Raw genomic sequence first — 13165 nt, 5'->3', positions numbered from 1 at the left:
ATGAAAATTGTAAGGGAGGCGCTGGCCGGAACGCAGGAGTCCAGCGACCTGATGGTGAAAATCGCTCCTGCTCACGGCGAGCTGGAGATCGTCATCCACAGCGAAGTGATTAAGCAGTTTGGCGAGCACATTCGCCAGGTGGTCAACGACACATTGCGCGCCATGAACGTGCACCAGGGATTAATCATTATTGAAGACAAAGGGGCGCTGGACTGTGTGATTCGCGCCCGTCTGCAAAGCGCGCTGATGCGTGCCGCCGATGAACAGACCATCAACTGGGGGGCGCTGAAATGAGCAAACTCCGCCGCAGCATGCTGTTCCTGCCGGGCGCCAACGCCGCCATGCTCTCCACCGCCTTTATCTACCGTCCCGACTCCATCATGTTTGACCTGGAGGATGCCGTTGCCCTGCGCGAGAAGGATACCGCGCGCATGCTAGTGTTCCACGCGCTGCAGCATCCGATGTATCAGGATATCGAAACCGTGGTGCGCATTAACCCGCTGAGCACGCCGTTTGGCCTGCTGGATCTGGAAGCCGCCGTGCGGGCAGGCGTGGATGTGATTCGTCTGCCGAAAACCGATACCCCGGACGACATCTATGAGCTGGAGGGTCACCTCGAGCGCATCGAGCAGGCGTGCGGCCGCGAGATCGGTTCCACCCGCGTGATGGCGGCGATTGAGTCGGCCATTGGCGTCATCAACGCCGTGGCGATTGCCCGCAGCTCTCCGCGCCTCATCGGCATTGCGCTGGCCGCCTTTGACTACGTGATGGACATGCAGACCGAGCGCGGCGACGGCACCGAGCTGTTCTACGCCCGCTGCGCCGTGCTGCACGCCGCCCGCGCGGCGGGTATCGACGCCTTCGACGTGGTGTGGTCAGACGTTAACGACGAGGCCGGGTTCCTGCGCGAGGTCGATCTGATCCGCAAGATGGGCTTTAACGGCAAATCGCTGATTAACCCGCGCCAGATTGACCTGCTGCACAACGCCTACGCCCCGACGCAGGAAGAGGTGGATCACGCCAGAAGGGTGATTGAGGCAGCAGAAGAGGGTGAGCGTAACGGCCTGGGCGTGGTGTCGCTTAACGGCAAAATGGTGGATGCACCGATTATTAACCACGCGCAGGTGGTGCTGGAGCGCGCGGCGGCCTCCGGCGTGCGTCGGTAAGGATAGGACAATGAATCAGACAGAACTTCTTCATGTGAATTTTCCCCATCTGCGGGACTTAAAACCCTTTGATACCGCCCACAGCACCACGCCGTGGCTGGCGGACAGCGATGCGAAGCACAGCCGCAAGCTCTGCGCCTCTGTTGAAGAGGCGGTTAAGCGCTGCGGCCTGCAGGACGGGATGACCATCTCCTTCCACCATGCGTTTCGCGAAGGCGACCGGGTGATCAACACCGTCGTGGCGCTGCTGGCGCGGATGGGCTTCAAAAACCTGACGCTGGCCTCCAGCTCGCTGATGACCTGCAACGACGCGCTGATCGAGCATATCGAAAGCGGCGTCATCACCCGGATTTACACCTCGGGCATGCGCGGCAGGCTGGCGGATGCCATCTCCCACGGGCTGATGGACGAGCCGGTGCAAATTCACTCCCACGGCGGGCGCGTGAAGCTGCTCCAGGACGGCGAGCTGAATATCGACGTGGCGTTTCTCGGTGTGCCGTGTAGCGATGAGTTTGGCAACGCCAACGGGACGCACGGCAAATCGTGCTGCGGCTCCCTGGGCTACGCCATGGTGGACGCGCACTTTGCCCACAAGGTGGTGCTGCTGACTGAAGAACTGGTGCCGTTTCCCAATATGCCCGCCAGCCTGGTGCAGGACCAGGTGGACTACATCGTTCAGGTCGAGAGCGTGGGCGACCCGGCGAAAATCAGCGTCGGCGCGGCGCGCGTCACCAGCAACCCGCGCGAGCTGATGATCGCCCGCTATGCGGCGGACGTGATCGAGCATTCCGGCTACTTCAAACCGGGCTTCTCGATGCAGACCGGCTCCGGCGCGGCAGCCACGGCCTGCACCCGCTTTATGGAAGAGAAGATGGAGCGCAGCGGCGTGAAGGCGCGCTTTGCGCTCGGCGGCATCACCGGCAGCCTGGTGGATCTGCACGAGAAGGGGCTCATCGAAAAGCTGCTTGATACCCAGTGCTTTGACGGTCAGGCGGCGGCCTCGCTGGCGCGCAACCCGAACCACGTCGAGATTTCCACCAACGTTTACGCCAACCCCGGCAGCAAGGCGGCAAGCTGCGACCAGCTCGACGTGGTGATCCTCAGCGCGCTGGAAATCGACGTCGAGTTCAACGTCAACGTCATCACCGGATCCGACGGCGTGATGCGCGGCGCGTCCGGCGGGCACTGCGACGTGGCCGCCGCGGCGAACCTGACCATCGTCGTTGCTCCTCTGCTGCGCAGCCGCATTCCGACGGTCGTGAAGCGGGTTACCACGCGCCTCACGCCGGGCGAAAGCATCGACGTGCTGGTTACCGATCACGGCATCGCGGTCAACCCGGCGCGCCCGGAAATCCGCGAGCGGCTGCTGGACGCCGGGCTGAAGGTTGTGGATATCAACGCGCTGTACGAGCGGGCGATCTCCCTGACCGGCGTCCCGAAACCGATTGAGTTTACCGACAAAATCGTCGGGGTGATCCGCTACCGCGACGGCAGCGTGATCGACACCGTGCGACAGGTGAAGGAGGAAGTATGACTTTAGCGACACCCGTGCGGGCGGGTGTCAGCCTTGACGAACTGCTGGCGGCGAAAGAGCGCCGCGCAGCGCGCCAGGCTGACATGTTCGAGCACTATCAACAACCGGTGATTTCCCTCACGCTGGTCACGCCAGGGGAAATCAAGGACAGCCTGCGCTACCGCAATACCATGGGCGTAGCGCTGCAGATGTGCGACCAGCTGCTGTGGGAAAACCGCTGGCAGGTGCTGGACCGTCAGGTGCTGTGGCTCCCGACCGGACCTGAAGCCCTCTGGTGCGTGGCCCATCCGGCGGTGGAAATCAAAGCGCACTGTGCGGATCTGGAGCAGACGCACCCGCTCGGCAGGCTGTGGGATCTGGACGTGATTTGCCCTCAGCACGGCCACGTCGGGCGTCAGTCGCTGGGGGCGAATCTCAGGCGCTGCCTGATCTGCGACGCGCCCGCCCACGCCTGTTCCCGTTCGCGTAACCACCCCGTTGAGCAGGTGGTTTCCCGCGTGGAGAAGACGATCGATGACTGGTTTGCTCGCGACTAAACCGCGCCCGGCTGACGTGCCCGCGCTTGCCGAAGCGGCGCTGTGGCAGGAGCTGGAGCTGACGCCCAAGCCGGGGCTGGTGGACAGGCTCAACAGCGGTTCCCATCGCGATATGGACCACGCGCTGTTTGTCCGCAGCATCGTGGCAATTACGCCGTGGTTTTCGCGCTTTGCCGAGCTGGGCAGCGCGCATGCGGATAAACCCGCTGGCGAACAGCTACGCCTTCTCCGCCCTATGGGGCTGGCCTGCGAGCAGGCCATGTATGCCGCGACGAACGGGGTGAACACGCACAAAGGCGGGATTTTTGCCCTGGGTTTACTGTGCTTCGCCGCCGGGCGTGTGAAAAATATCTCCGCAGACAGTCTCCGTTGTGAGGTGAGTAACATCTGCCGCGGGCTGGTATCGCGGGAGCTGGCCGCACGCAGCGGACAGGCGACGGCGGGCGAGCGACAGTTCCAGCAGTACGGCTTAACCGGCGCGCGCGGTGAGGCGGAGAGCGGCTTTGCGACGGTGCGTAAGGCGCTGGCGCAGTGGAATGGACATTCACTTCACGGCCTGCTGTTACGCCTGATGGCCGTCAATCAGGACAGCAATCTGGTATCTCGCGGCGGCATGGAAGGGCTGCGCTACGTTCAGGGCTACGCGCGGGAACTGCTGGCTAACGGCTGGGATCGCGAGGCGTTGATCAGAATGGATAACGCACTGATTGAACGGAACCTAAGCCCGGGCGGCAGCGCGGATTTGCTGTCGGTGGGTTGGGTGCTCTCTGCAATAAAATAGCCGGGTGGCGGCTTCGCCTTACCCGGCCTACGGTCTGGTTTTGTAGGCCCGGTAAGCGCAGCGCCACCGGGCACAACAATCAATGCGCGATCGGCTGCGCACCGTGCGGTTCACGCACGTGCTTGTACTTGAACAGCGCGATGAACGCGAAGAACAGCACCAGCGAGTACGCCGCGAAGATCAGCCACACCGGCTGCCAGTTGGTGATGCCGTTGGTGGTGTACATCTCAACCACTTTACCGCTCACCACGCCGCCCAGAATACAGCCGAAGCCGTTGGTCATCATCAGGAACATACCCTGCGCGCTGGCGCGGATTTCAGGCTTCACTTCTTTTTCCACAAACACCGAACCGGAGATGTTGAAGAAGTCGAAGGCGCAACCGTAAACAATCATCGACAGCACCAGCAGCACGGTGCCGAACGGGCTTGGGTCGCCGTAGGCGAACAGACCGAAGCGCAACATCCACGCCGCGATACTGATCAGCATGACGTTCTTGATGCCGTAGCGGCTCAGGAAGAACGGGATGGTCAGGATGAACAGCGTCTCAGAGATCTGAGAGATGGACATCATCACCGACGCATGTTCAACGATAAAGCTGCCGGAGAACAGCGGGTTGTTATCGAAGCTGTGCAGGAAGGTGTTGCCGAACATGTTGGTGATCTGCAGCTCCGCGCCCAGCAGCATGGAGAAGATAAAGAAGATCGCCATGCGTTTGTTTTTGAACAGCGCAAAGGCATCCAGGCCGAGCATGGTGCTCCAGCTCTGGTTTTTCTGCTGGTTAGACACCGGAATGGTTGGCAGCGTCAGGGTGAAGATCGCCAGCAATACGGAGAGCGCCGCACCGATATAGAGCTGCATATGGCTCAGTTCGAAGCCCGCGAAGCTCACGCCCCACATCGCCATGATAAAGCCGATGGTGCCCCAGATACGGATTGGCGGGAAATCGGTCACGATATCCATATCCGCGGATTTCAGGCGGTAGTAGGAGATGGTGTTGATCAGCCCAAGCGTTGGCATATAGGCCAGCGAGTTAAGCAGGATCACCATGAACATTGCCCCCGGCGTGGTCACCTGGGCTGCCATAAACAGCGTCCCCGCGCCCACCAGATGGCAAAGCATGTACAGCCATTTGGCGCTGAGCCATTTATCCGCCACGATCCCCAGCAGCGTCGGCATGAAGACCGCCGCAATACCGAGCGAGCTGTATACGGCACCGATTGACGCACCATCGAACTTGAGCGTCACAAACATATAGGAGCCGAGTGTAGTCAGCCAGCTACCCCACAGGCAGAACTGCAGAAACGACAATATTTTAAGCTGCAGCTTAAGGTTCATGTTACTTTCCTCACAAGTGAGCGGGAGATATGTTGTTATAGGAACATTCAGGGTTGTTATTTGATGCAATTCTATCAGTTGGCAACGATATGTTTTGTTACCTCCCGCAAAAAAATGCAATCCACATTAATTTGCAGTTTGGATTGTGATGCAAATAACATTTTCGTATGGGTGGGGGAAAGCAGAACACCTTCTCCTTGCAGGAGAAGGTGTGTTGATTATCGACGACGATAGTTTTTCTGCGCCGTATTCACCTTATACAGGTACCGGCGGGATTCCGCAGATGGGTGGCGGGTGGTCAGGGTGGAGTAGACATCACCCGGCGCCATGCTGTTGATGATGTTCGCGGCCTGCACTTTGTCATTCGAGAAGACGCGCAGCACGCTGCCCGCGCCGCCGTTATAGGCGGTGATCACCGCATAGCGACGCGACGTTGGGTTATCGATACCGCCGAGATACACATTATTCAGCATCGCCAGATAGGCGGTGCCGGTATCAATGTTGCTCTGCGGGTCGAACAGATAGCTGCGGCTCGGCGTGCCGGATTTCCCCTGCGCGCGGAAGACGTCTTTCCCGGCGCTGTGCTGCACCACCTGCATCAGCCCCAGGGCGTCGGAACGGCTTACCGCATACGGGTTAAACGAGGATTCGGTCTGCATAATCGCCAGGATCAGCGACTCATCCACGCCGTACTTACGCGAGGCCTGACGCACCATGCCCAAATACTTATGCGCACGCTTGTCGAGGTGGTTCGGGACGAGGTTGATGGTGACGCTGTAGATAATCTTCAGACCGTTAGAGCGGCTCTTCAGGCGCGTCTGCAGCAGGTAGTCGGCAAATTTCGTGGCGCGACCTTCCCAACGGATCGGCTGACCGGTCTGATCGACAACCTGACCGTACAGGAACGGCTCTTTCGAGATGGTGATATCGTCGGCATCGGAGTAGAGATCGATAGAGCCCGGATCGTCACCCATCAGCAGGGTTTTGATAATCGCCTGACGGAGTCGTGCCGCAGGGTCCGTGCCTGCAATGGTCTCAATCGTGATCGTCCCCTCATCAAAGTTGATATGGCTACGGGTCAGATAGGCGTCGGTGTACTTAACGTAGTCCTTAGGTCCGGCAATAAGAACTTCGTTAAATCCCCATATATTCTCGATGTTATGGGCAAACTGCCCCATCAAAATGTCAAAACCGTTGGTGTCCTTGATCCAGGCCTCGTTGTAATCATCGCCTTTTTTTGACGAACACGAGACCAGCAACGGCGCAACAAGGGCTAGCGCTAAAAGTTTTTTCATCATTCCGGGAGTGCGTGTTGTGTTTGCCTGGTCGTTGCTGTTGCCCGGCGGCGCTATGCTTGCACGGGCCTACGGTTTTGTAGGCCGGGTAAGCGTAGCGCTACCCGGCAACAGCCGCTCGATATTATTTTTCCGGTGGCGTATAGCCTTCGATGTGCACGTCTTTACCTTCGAACAGGAAGCTCACCATCTCCTGCTCCAGCAGCTTGCGGTGTTCCGGGTTCATCATGCTGAGTTTCTTCTCGTTGATCAGCATGGTCTGCTTTTTCTGCCACTGTCCCCAGGCTTCTTTGGAGATTTCATTGTAGATGCGTTTACCCAGCTCGCCCGGATAAAGCTGGAAATCCTGGCCTTCAGCGTCACGCTGCAGGAAAGTACAAAAAATCGTTCTGGCCATACTCATTCCTCTTTTTTGACCGATGCTAAACCATTGCACCGGCACGTAATTGCTGTAACAGGCGCTCCACGGGAGCCGCCAGCCCGACTGATGGCGGTTGCGCTAAGTTATACCAGAGAGCGGTGCCTTCATCCATGCACGAGGCGAAGGAGGACACGGGAAGCCACATCGGCACAATATCCAGATGGAAATGGCTGAAGGTGTGGCGAAACGCGGTCAGCTGCGTCAGGTTATCGGCAGCAATCCCGCGCTGTTTAAGCCATTCACGCAGCAAGTCTTCATCTTCAAACTGTGGGAAGCAGTATAGACCACCCCACAGACCGCTCGGCGGACGCTGGGCCAGGAAGACCTCATCGCCGTGCTGCATCAGCAGCATATAGCCGGTGCGCTCCGGCAGCGTCTGTTTGGGTTTCTTGCCCGGATACTGCGCCCACGAATGGTTGGCATACGCCACGCAGAGGTTACTCACCGGGCAGAGTTCGCATTTGGGTTTTGAGCGCGTGCAGACCATGGCGCCGAGATCCATCATCGCCTGGTTGAAACGTTCGACGCCGTTGGCCGGGGTGACCTCTTCACTAATTTCCCAAAGACGTTTTTCAACATCTTTCTTCCCCGGCCAGCCTTCGATGGCGTAGCAGCGTGCCAGCACGCGCTTCACGTTGCCGTCGAGGATCGGGAAATGCTTACCTAAAGACAGAGAGAGAATAGCGCCTGCGGTTGAGCGTCCCACGCCGGGGAGATCGGCCACCTCGTCGAAGGTTTCCGGGAATTTCCCGTTGTGGCGCGTCGCAACCTGCTGAGCGGCTTTGTGAAGATTACGCGCGCGGGCGTAATAGCCAAGACCGGTCCACAGGTGCAGCACCTCGTCCAGCGGGGCGTTGGCCAGGTCGGTCACCGTCGGGAAGCGCGCCATAAAACGCTCGAAGTAAGGGATTACCGTGGCGACCTGCGTTTGTTGCAACATCACCTCGGAGAGCCACACTTTGTAAGGCGTTTTTTCAATTTGCCAGGGCAGGGTTTTACGCCCGTATTTGTCGTACCAGTCCAGCACCTGGGCTGAAAATTGAGAGGCTTGCATGGTCATCGATTCGCATAATCAGGGACGCAGATTGCAGCACAGCGTCAATCTGCTGTAAACCGGATCTTTCCCATGCTTGCATAGAAGCCTTAACTTTGGATAATGCCCGTTTCCCGAACATTCTCACAAGCAGACAACTCTTTTATGAAAAACGACGTCATTTCACCGGAATTTGATGAAAACGGTCGCCCGCTGCGCCGTATTCGCAGCTTTGTCCGTCGTCAGGGCCGCCTGACAAAAGGTCAGCAACACGCGCTGGACAACTACTGGCCGGTGATGGGCGTTGAGTTCAGCGAGCAGCCTCTGGATTTCAGCGAGCTGTTTGGTCGCGACGCGCCGGTCACGCTGGAAATTGGCTTCGGTATGGGCGCCTCGCTGGTGACCATGGCGAAAGCGCGCCCGGAGCAGAACTTCCTCGGTATCGAAGTCCACTCCCCGGGCGTTGGCGCGTGTCTGGCAACGGCCCATGAAGAGGGCGTTGAGAACCTGCGCGTGATGTGTCACGACGCGGTGGAAGTGCTGCACAAAATGATTCCTGACAATTCTTTAACCATGGTTCAGCTCTTTTTCCCTGACCCGTGGCACAAAGCGCGTCATAATAAACGCCGTATCGTTCAGGCGCCGTTTGCCGAGCTGGTTAAAAGCAAGCTGAAGCTGGGCGGTGTCTTCCATATGGCGACCGACTGGGAACCGTATGCGGAACATATGCTGGAGGTGATGTCGTCGCTGGACGGTTACAAAAACCAGTCTGCGAGCAACGACTATGTACCGCGTCCGGAATCGCGTCCGGTAACGAAATTTGAACAGCGTGGCCATCGTCTTGGTCACGGTGTATGGGACTTAATGTTCGAGAGGGTGAAATAATGGCAAAGAATCGTAGCCGTCGTCTGCGTAAAAAGATGCACATCGAAGAATTCCAGGAAGTGGGCTTCTCCGTTGCGTGGCGTTTCCCGGAAGGCACCAGCGTTGAGCAGATCGATCAGGACGTGGATGCGTTCATCAACGAGGTGATCGAGCCAAACAAACTGGCCTTCGACGGTAGCGGCTATCTGGCCTGGGAAGGTCTGATCTGCACCCAGGAAGTGGGTAAATGCACCGAAGAACATCAGGCTCTGGTTCGTAAATGGCTTGAAGACCACAAGCTTGAAGATGTCCGCGTCAGCGAACTTTTCGACGTTTGGTGGGACTAATAAAGCAGTAAGGGGCCAGCATTAGCTGGCCCGTTTTGTCTGAGGGAGTGTTTAAGATGCGCAAAACGTTGCTGGCAGTTGCTTTAATGGCAACCGGATTCACCGCCCATGCGGATTATCAATGTAGCGTCACCCCGCGTGATGACGTGGTGTTAAGCCCGCAAACCGTGCAGGTCAAAGGCGAGAACGGCAATCTGGTGATTACGCCAGAAGGGAACGTCACCTATAACGGCAAGCAGTACAACCTGACTGCCGCACAGCGCGAGCAGGCGAAAGACTACCAGTCCGAATTGCGTACCGCGCTGCCGTGGATTAATGAAGGTGCCCTGACGCGCGTCGAAAAGAGCCGCGTGGCGCTGGATAAGATCATCACCAAAGAGGTGGGGGAGAGCAGCAACATGCGCACCCGCCTGACGAAGCTGGACAAGCAGCTTAAAGAACAGATGAACCGGATTATCGAGACGCGCTCCGATGGCCTGACGTTCCACTACAAGGCGATTGATCAGGTCCGTGCCGACGGGCAGCAGCTGGTGAACCAGGCGATGGGCGGCATCCTGCAGGACAGCATCAACGAGATGGGGGCTAAAGCGGTGCTGAAAGGCGGCGGTAACCCGCTGCAGGGCGTGCTGGGCAGTCTGGGCGGCCTGCAAACCTCCATTCAGAACGAGTGGAAAAACCAGGAAGATGATTTCCAGCAGTTCGGCAAAGACGTGTGTAAACGCGTGGTGTCGCTGGAAGACAGCCGGAAGGCGCTGGTGGGGACGCTGAAGTAAGGTCTCTGCGCGCTGGGCCCCTCACCCCATCCCTCTCCCCAGGGGAGAGGGTGTAATCGTTCCCTCTCCCTGTGGGAGAGGGTTAGGGTGAGGGCATCAGGCATTGCAGTCGTTGCAGAATAGCCATCATTACCTCCTCCTCATTAGCTCTGAATTCATTATTCCAGAACCGCAGTATTTCCCAGCCGTTTGCATGCAAAAATTCAGCACGACGTGAATCATACATTTCGTTGTTCTGATGTTGTCCACCGTCCAGCTCGATAATCAGCTTCGCCTTAAAACAGGCAAAATCCACGATATACGCACCAATCGGCATCTGGCGGCGAAACTTATAGCCAAAGAAGCGGCGTCCCCTGAGTAAATACCAGAGGCGTAACTCTTCGGGCGTCATTTGTTTGCGGAGTTGTTTTGATTTGTCCATTCCCACACTCTGCCAGCCTTTCCCTCAGCCGGCAGAGCGGGATGCAAAATCCTGAATCAGCCTTCAGGAATCTTCGGCGAGGAACAGCTCAAGAAGGGAATTGAGGAACAGTTTGCCGTGCTCGGTGATCTGCCAGTAATCATCACATTCCGTGAGATATCCCTGGGCCAGCGCCTCGTCGATCTGCGGGCGAATCACCGATTCCGGCAGCCCGGTAAACAGCGCAAACTCCGCGCGCGGCGCGGCTTCCAGCAGGCGGAAGCGGTTCATAAAGAACTCAAACGGTTTATCCGCCGCCTCGACGTCGTGCTGACGCTCCAGGTAGCGGCCTTCCATATACCCGCGCGGGTGACGGGTTTTGGCGGTGCGCAGAATGCGCCCGTCCGGGAAAGTCACCTTACCGTGCGCGCCGCAGCCAATCCCGAGATAGTCGCCAAAGCGCCAGTAGTTCAGGTTGTGCTGACACTGGTAGCCCGGCTTCGCATACGCCGACGTTTCGTACTGCTGATAGCCCGCAGCGGTTAAAAGCCTGTGACCCTGCTCGAAGATATCCCACAGCGCGTCGTCATCCGGCAGCACCGGCGGGCGCGAGCCAAACAGGGTGTTGGGCTCGATGGTGAGCTGGTACCACGACAGGTGCGGCGGGTTCAGCGCAATGGCCTGGCGCAAATCGTCCAGCGCCTCGTCCAGCGACTGATCCGGCAGGCCGTGCATCAAATCGAGGTTAAAGCTGCGAAGATTAAGACCGGTCGCCAGGTTTGCCGCGCGCTTCGCCTCTTCCGGGCCGTGAATACGCCCCAGGCGCTTCAGTTTCGGCTCGCTAAAGCTCTGCACGCCGATGGAGATGCGGTTAACGCCCGCGCGCTGATAGTCGACAAAACGGTCGGCCTCAACGGTGCCGGGGTTGGCTTCCATCGTAATTTCAGCATCCGCTGCCAGGTTCAGGCGCGCACGCACGCCGTCCAGCAGCGTTTGCATCGCCGGGCCTGACAGCAGGCTCGGCGTACCGCCACCAATGAAAATGGTCTTAACTTCACGTCCCTGTGCGTAAGGTACATCGGCGTCCAGGTCGGCCAGCAGATGCGCCACGTAGTCATCGTGCGGCACTTCGCCCTTCAGCGCGTGCGAGTTGAAATCGCAGTACGGGCATTTCTGCACGCACCACGGGATGTGAATATAAAGACTAAGAGGTGGCAAATTAGCCATTACGCAGTGCTTCCAGTAACAGTTTCAGCGCGCGTCCACGGTGGGATATCGCGCTTTTCTCTTCGCGGGTCAGTTCCGCAGCGGTTTTGCCCTCGGAAGGGACAAAGAAAATCGGGTCATAACCAAAGCCGCCGTTGCCAGCCGCTTCACGGGTAATCACGCCTGGCCAGCTGCCGTGGCAGACGATCGGCGTCGGGTCCTCCGCGTGACGCAGATAGACCAGCACGCAGTGGAACTGCGCGGTACGCTGCTCGTCCGGGACGTCTTTCAGGGCGACAAGCAGCTTTTCCAGATTCTGTTGGTCGGTAGCGTCAACGCCGGAATAGCGCGCGGAGTAGATCCCCGGCGCGCCGCCAAGGGCGTCTACGGCCAGGCCGGAGTCGTCGGCAATCGCGGGCAGGCCCGTAATCTGCGCGGCATGGCGGGCTTTGAGGATCGCGTTTTCGATAAACGTCAGCCCCGTCTCTTCGGCGGAATCCACGCCAAGATCGGTCTGGGCGACCACGTCCAGACCAAAATCATTTAATAGCGAGGCCAGCTCGCGCACTTTACCGGCGTTGCCGGTCGCGAGAACAACTTTCTGCATGGTTTAGTCCTGTTCTGTCAGAGCCGCGACTTCCGTCGGGATAGATTGCGGATTAAGGATTTTTACCTGTTTATGTCGCCCCAGTTCGCCTTTTTCAATGATGACCTGGCTTTTGGCGACGCGAAACTGTTTTGCCAGATATTTGGTCAGATGCGCGTTCGCCTGGCCGTCAACCGGCGGGGCAGTGATAGCGACTTTTAACTCGTCGCCATGCAGTCCAACAATATTGTCACGGCTGGCTTTCGGCTGAATATACAGCCGTAAAACCAGCCCGTCAGCGCAGGTGCTTACTGCACTCATAGCGCCATCCACAGCCCCGGCAGCAGCATATCGCCCGTGGACTGCAGCAGTTCAGCGATCCCCATGTTGATCACATAGAGCAGCAGAACCAGGATCATCGGCGAAAAATCGATGCCGCCCATAGACGGAAGCAGGTTACGGATTGGACGCAGCAGCGGCTCGGCCAGCTGAATCAAGGCATACTCTACCGGGCTACGGCCCTGGCTGACCCAGCTCATGATCGCCATAACCAGCAGCACCCAGAAAATCAGCAGGCCGATGGTTTTGATCAGAATCAGAACGGCGGCAATCCAGATAATCGGCTGGAAGGTGATGACCATAAACAGCACGATCGCTTTGATAACGCTCAGAATAAACGCCACCAGCAGAGACGAGCTGTCGATGGGACCCATGGCCGGGATAATACGGCGCAGCGGTCCGACAACAGGTTGCGTGATTTTCACGACAAACTGCGAGAACGGATTGTAAAAATCACAGCGGGCCCACTGCATCCAGACGCGCAGCAAAAGCGCCATCGTGTACAGCTCAATGACCGTTGAGAGCAGGAAAGTCAACGTCTTCATGGC

General features: G+C 58.2%; 17 protein-coding genes. 8 read left to right on the top strand and 9 right to left on the bottom strand.

What is annotated here, in order from left to right; translation table 11 throughout:
- Genes citD through citG form a run of 5 tightly spaced genes read left to right on the top strand, consistent with a single transcriptional unit; the run spans window position 1 to window position 4017 of the window.
- The gene (gene citD, locus ACMGGQ_RS17190; RefSeq protein WP_148768549.1) at window positions 1-294 is read left to right on the top strand and encodes a citrate lyase acyl carrier protein; all 294 of its coding nucleotides are present in this window, start codon (window positions 1-3) and stop codon (window positions 292-294) included.
- Complete coding sequence (gene citE / locus ACMGGQ_RS17185) at window positions 291-1166, top strand: citrate (pro-3S)-lyase subunit beta (protein WP_023344877.1); 876 nt, start codon at window positions 291-293, stop codon at window positions 1164-1166. The genes citD and citE overlap by 4 nt, the downstream gene beginning before the upstream one ends.
- A gap of 10 nt (window positions 1167-1176) precedes the next feature.
- Window positions 1177-2700: a citrate lyase subunit alpha gene (gene citF, locus ACMGGQ_RS17180; RefSeq protein WP_420290320.1), complete on the top strand. Its 1524-nt coding sequence runs from the start codon at window positions 1177-1179 to the stop codon at window positions 2698-2700.
- On the top strand, window positions 2697-3236 hold the full coding sequence (citX, locus tag ACMGGQ_RS17175; RefSeq protein ID WP_420290319.1) for a citrate lyase holo-[acyl-carrier protein] synthase: 540 nt from the start codon (window positions 2697-2699) through the stop codon (window positions 3234-3236). The genes citF and citX overlap by 4 nt, the downstream gene beginning before the upstream one ends.
- Window positions 3214-4017 (top strand): triphosphoribosyl-dephospho-CoA synthase CitG, encoded by an 804-nt coding sequence (gene citG / locus ACMGGQ_RS17170; RefSeq protein ID WP_420290318.1) that lies wholly within the window; start codon window positions 3214-3216, stop codon window positions 4015-4017. Before citX ends, citG begins: the two co-directional genes overlap by 23 nt.
- 79 nt (window positions 4018-4096) lie before the next feature.
- Here citG and ACMGGQ_RS17165 read toward each other — a convergent pair whose 3' ends face one another.
- The 4 genes from ACMGGQ_RS17165 to mutY all read right to left on the bottom strand — a co-directional run bounded on the left by ACMGGQ_RS17165 (window position 4097) and on the right by mutY (window position 8129).
- Window positions 4097-5353, bottom strand: a complete 1257-nt coding sequence (locus ACMGGQ_RS17165; RefSeq protein ID WP_008499767.1) for a nucleoside permease — start codon at window positions 5351-5353, stop codon at window positions 4097-4099.
- A 218-nt stretch (window positions 5354-5571) separates the two neighbouring features.
- On the bottom strand, window positions 5572-6648 hold the full coding sequence (mltC, locus tag ACMGGQ_RS17160) for a membrane-bound lytic murein transglycosylase MltC (RefSeq protein WP_014885201.1): 1077 nt from the start codon (window positions 6646-6648) through the stop codon (window positions 5572-5574).
- A 124-nt stretch (window positions 6649-6772) separates the two neighbouring features.
- On the bottom strand, window positions 6773-7045 hold the full coding sequence (locus ACMGGQ_RS17155) for an oxidative damage protection protein (RefSeq protein ID WP_008499765.1): 273 nt from the start codon (window positions 7043-7045) through the stop codon (window positions 6773-6775).
- A 25-nt stretch (window positions 7046-7070) separates the two neighbouring features.
- Complete coding sequence (gene mutY, locus ACMGGQ_RS17150; protein WP_420290317.1) at window positions 7071-8129, bottom strand: A/G-specific adenine glycosylase; 1059 nt, start codon at window positions 8127-8129, stop codon at window positions 7071-7073.
- 138 nt (window positions 8130-8267) lie between these two features.
- Between mutY and trmB the strand changes: the two genes are divergently transcribed.
- From trmB to ACMGGQ_RS17135, 3 genes are read left to right on the top strand one after another with little or no spacing between them, the layout of a single operon-like run.
- On the top strand, window positions 8268-8987 hold the full coding sequence (trmB, locus tag ACMGGQ_RS17145; protein ID WP_025760376.1) for a tRNA (guanosine(46)-N7)-methyltransferase TrmB: 720 nt from the start codon (window positions 8268-8270) through the stop codon (window positions 8985-8987).
- Complete coding sequence (locus ACMGGQ_RS17140; protein ID WP_003862421.1) at window positions 8987-9313, top strand: YggL family protein; 327 nt, start codon at window positions 8987-8989, stop codon at window positions 9311-9313. The genes trmB and ACMGGQ_RS17140 overlap by 1 nt, the downstream gene beginning before the upstream one ends.
- Before the next feature lie 56 nt (window positions 9314-9369).
- Complete coding sequence (locus tag ACMGGQ_RS17135; RefSeq protein ID WP_008499762.1) at window positions 9370-10086, top strand: DUF2884 domain-containing protein; 717 nt, start codon at window positions 9370-9372, stop codon at window positions 10084-10086.
- Window positions 10087-10168: 82 nt separating this feature from the next.
- Here ACMGGQ_RS17135 and ACMGGQ_RS17130 read toward each other — a convergent pair whose 3' ends face one another.
- The 5 genes from ACMGGQ_RS17130 to ACMGGQ_RS17110 all read right to left on the bottom strand — a co-directional run bounded on the left by ACMGGQ_RS17130 (window position 10169) and on the right by ACMGGQ_RS17110 (window position 13162).
- The gene (locus ACMGGQ_RS17130) at window positions 10169-10507 is read right to left on the bottom strand and encodes an endonuclease domain-containing protein (RefSeq protein ID WP_196365307.1); all 339 of its coding nucleotides are present in this window, start codon (window positions 10505-10507) and stop codon (window positions 10169-10171) included.
- A gap of 63 nt (window positions 10508-10570) precedes the next feature.
- Entirely contained in the window at window positions 10571-11713 is a 1143-nt protein-coding gene (gene hemW, locus ACMGGQ_RS17125) for a radical SAM family heme chaperone HemW (protein ID WP_196346579.1), read from the bottom strand.
- Window positions 11706-12299, bottom strand: coding sequence for an XTP/dITP diphosphatase (locus ACMGGQ_RS17120; RefSeq protein ID WP_025912468.1), 594 nt, complete (start codon window positions 12297-12299; stop codon window positions 11706-11708). The genes hemW and ACMGGQ_RS17120 overlap by 8 nt, the downstream gene beginning before the upstream one ends.
- Window positions 12300-12302: 3 nt before the next feature.
- A complete protein-coding gene (gene yggU / locus ACMGGQ_RS17115; RefSeq protein WP_045909934.1) occupies window positions 12303-12599 on the bottom strand; it encodes a DUF167 family protein YggU in 297 nt (98 codons plus the stop codon).
- Complete coding sequence (locus ACMGGQ_RS17110; protein ID WP_045909933.1) at window positions 12596-13162, bottom strand: YggT family protein; 567 nt, start codon at window positions 13160-13162, stop codon at window positions 12596-12598. Before ACMGGQ_RS17110 ends, yggU begins: the two co-directional genes overlap by 4 nt.
- Window positions 13163-13165: the final 3 nt, after the last annotated feature.

The sequence above is a fragment of the Enterobacter sp. BNK-13 genome (genome assembly GCF_048685015.1).
GTDB lineage: Bacteria > Pseudomonadota > Gammaproteobacteria > Enterobacterales > Enterobacteriaceae > Enterobacter > Enterobacter quasiroggenkampii.
This window is presented reverse-complemented; position numbering and strand designations above follow the sequence as displayed.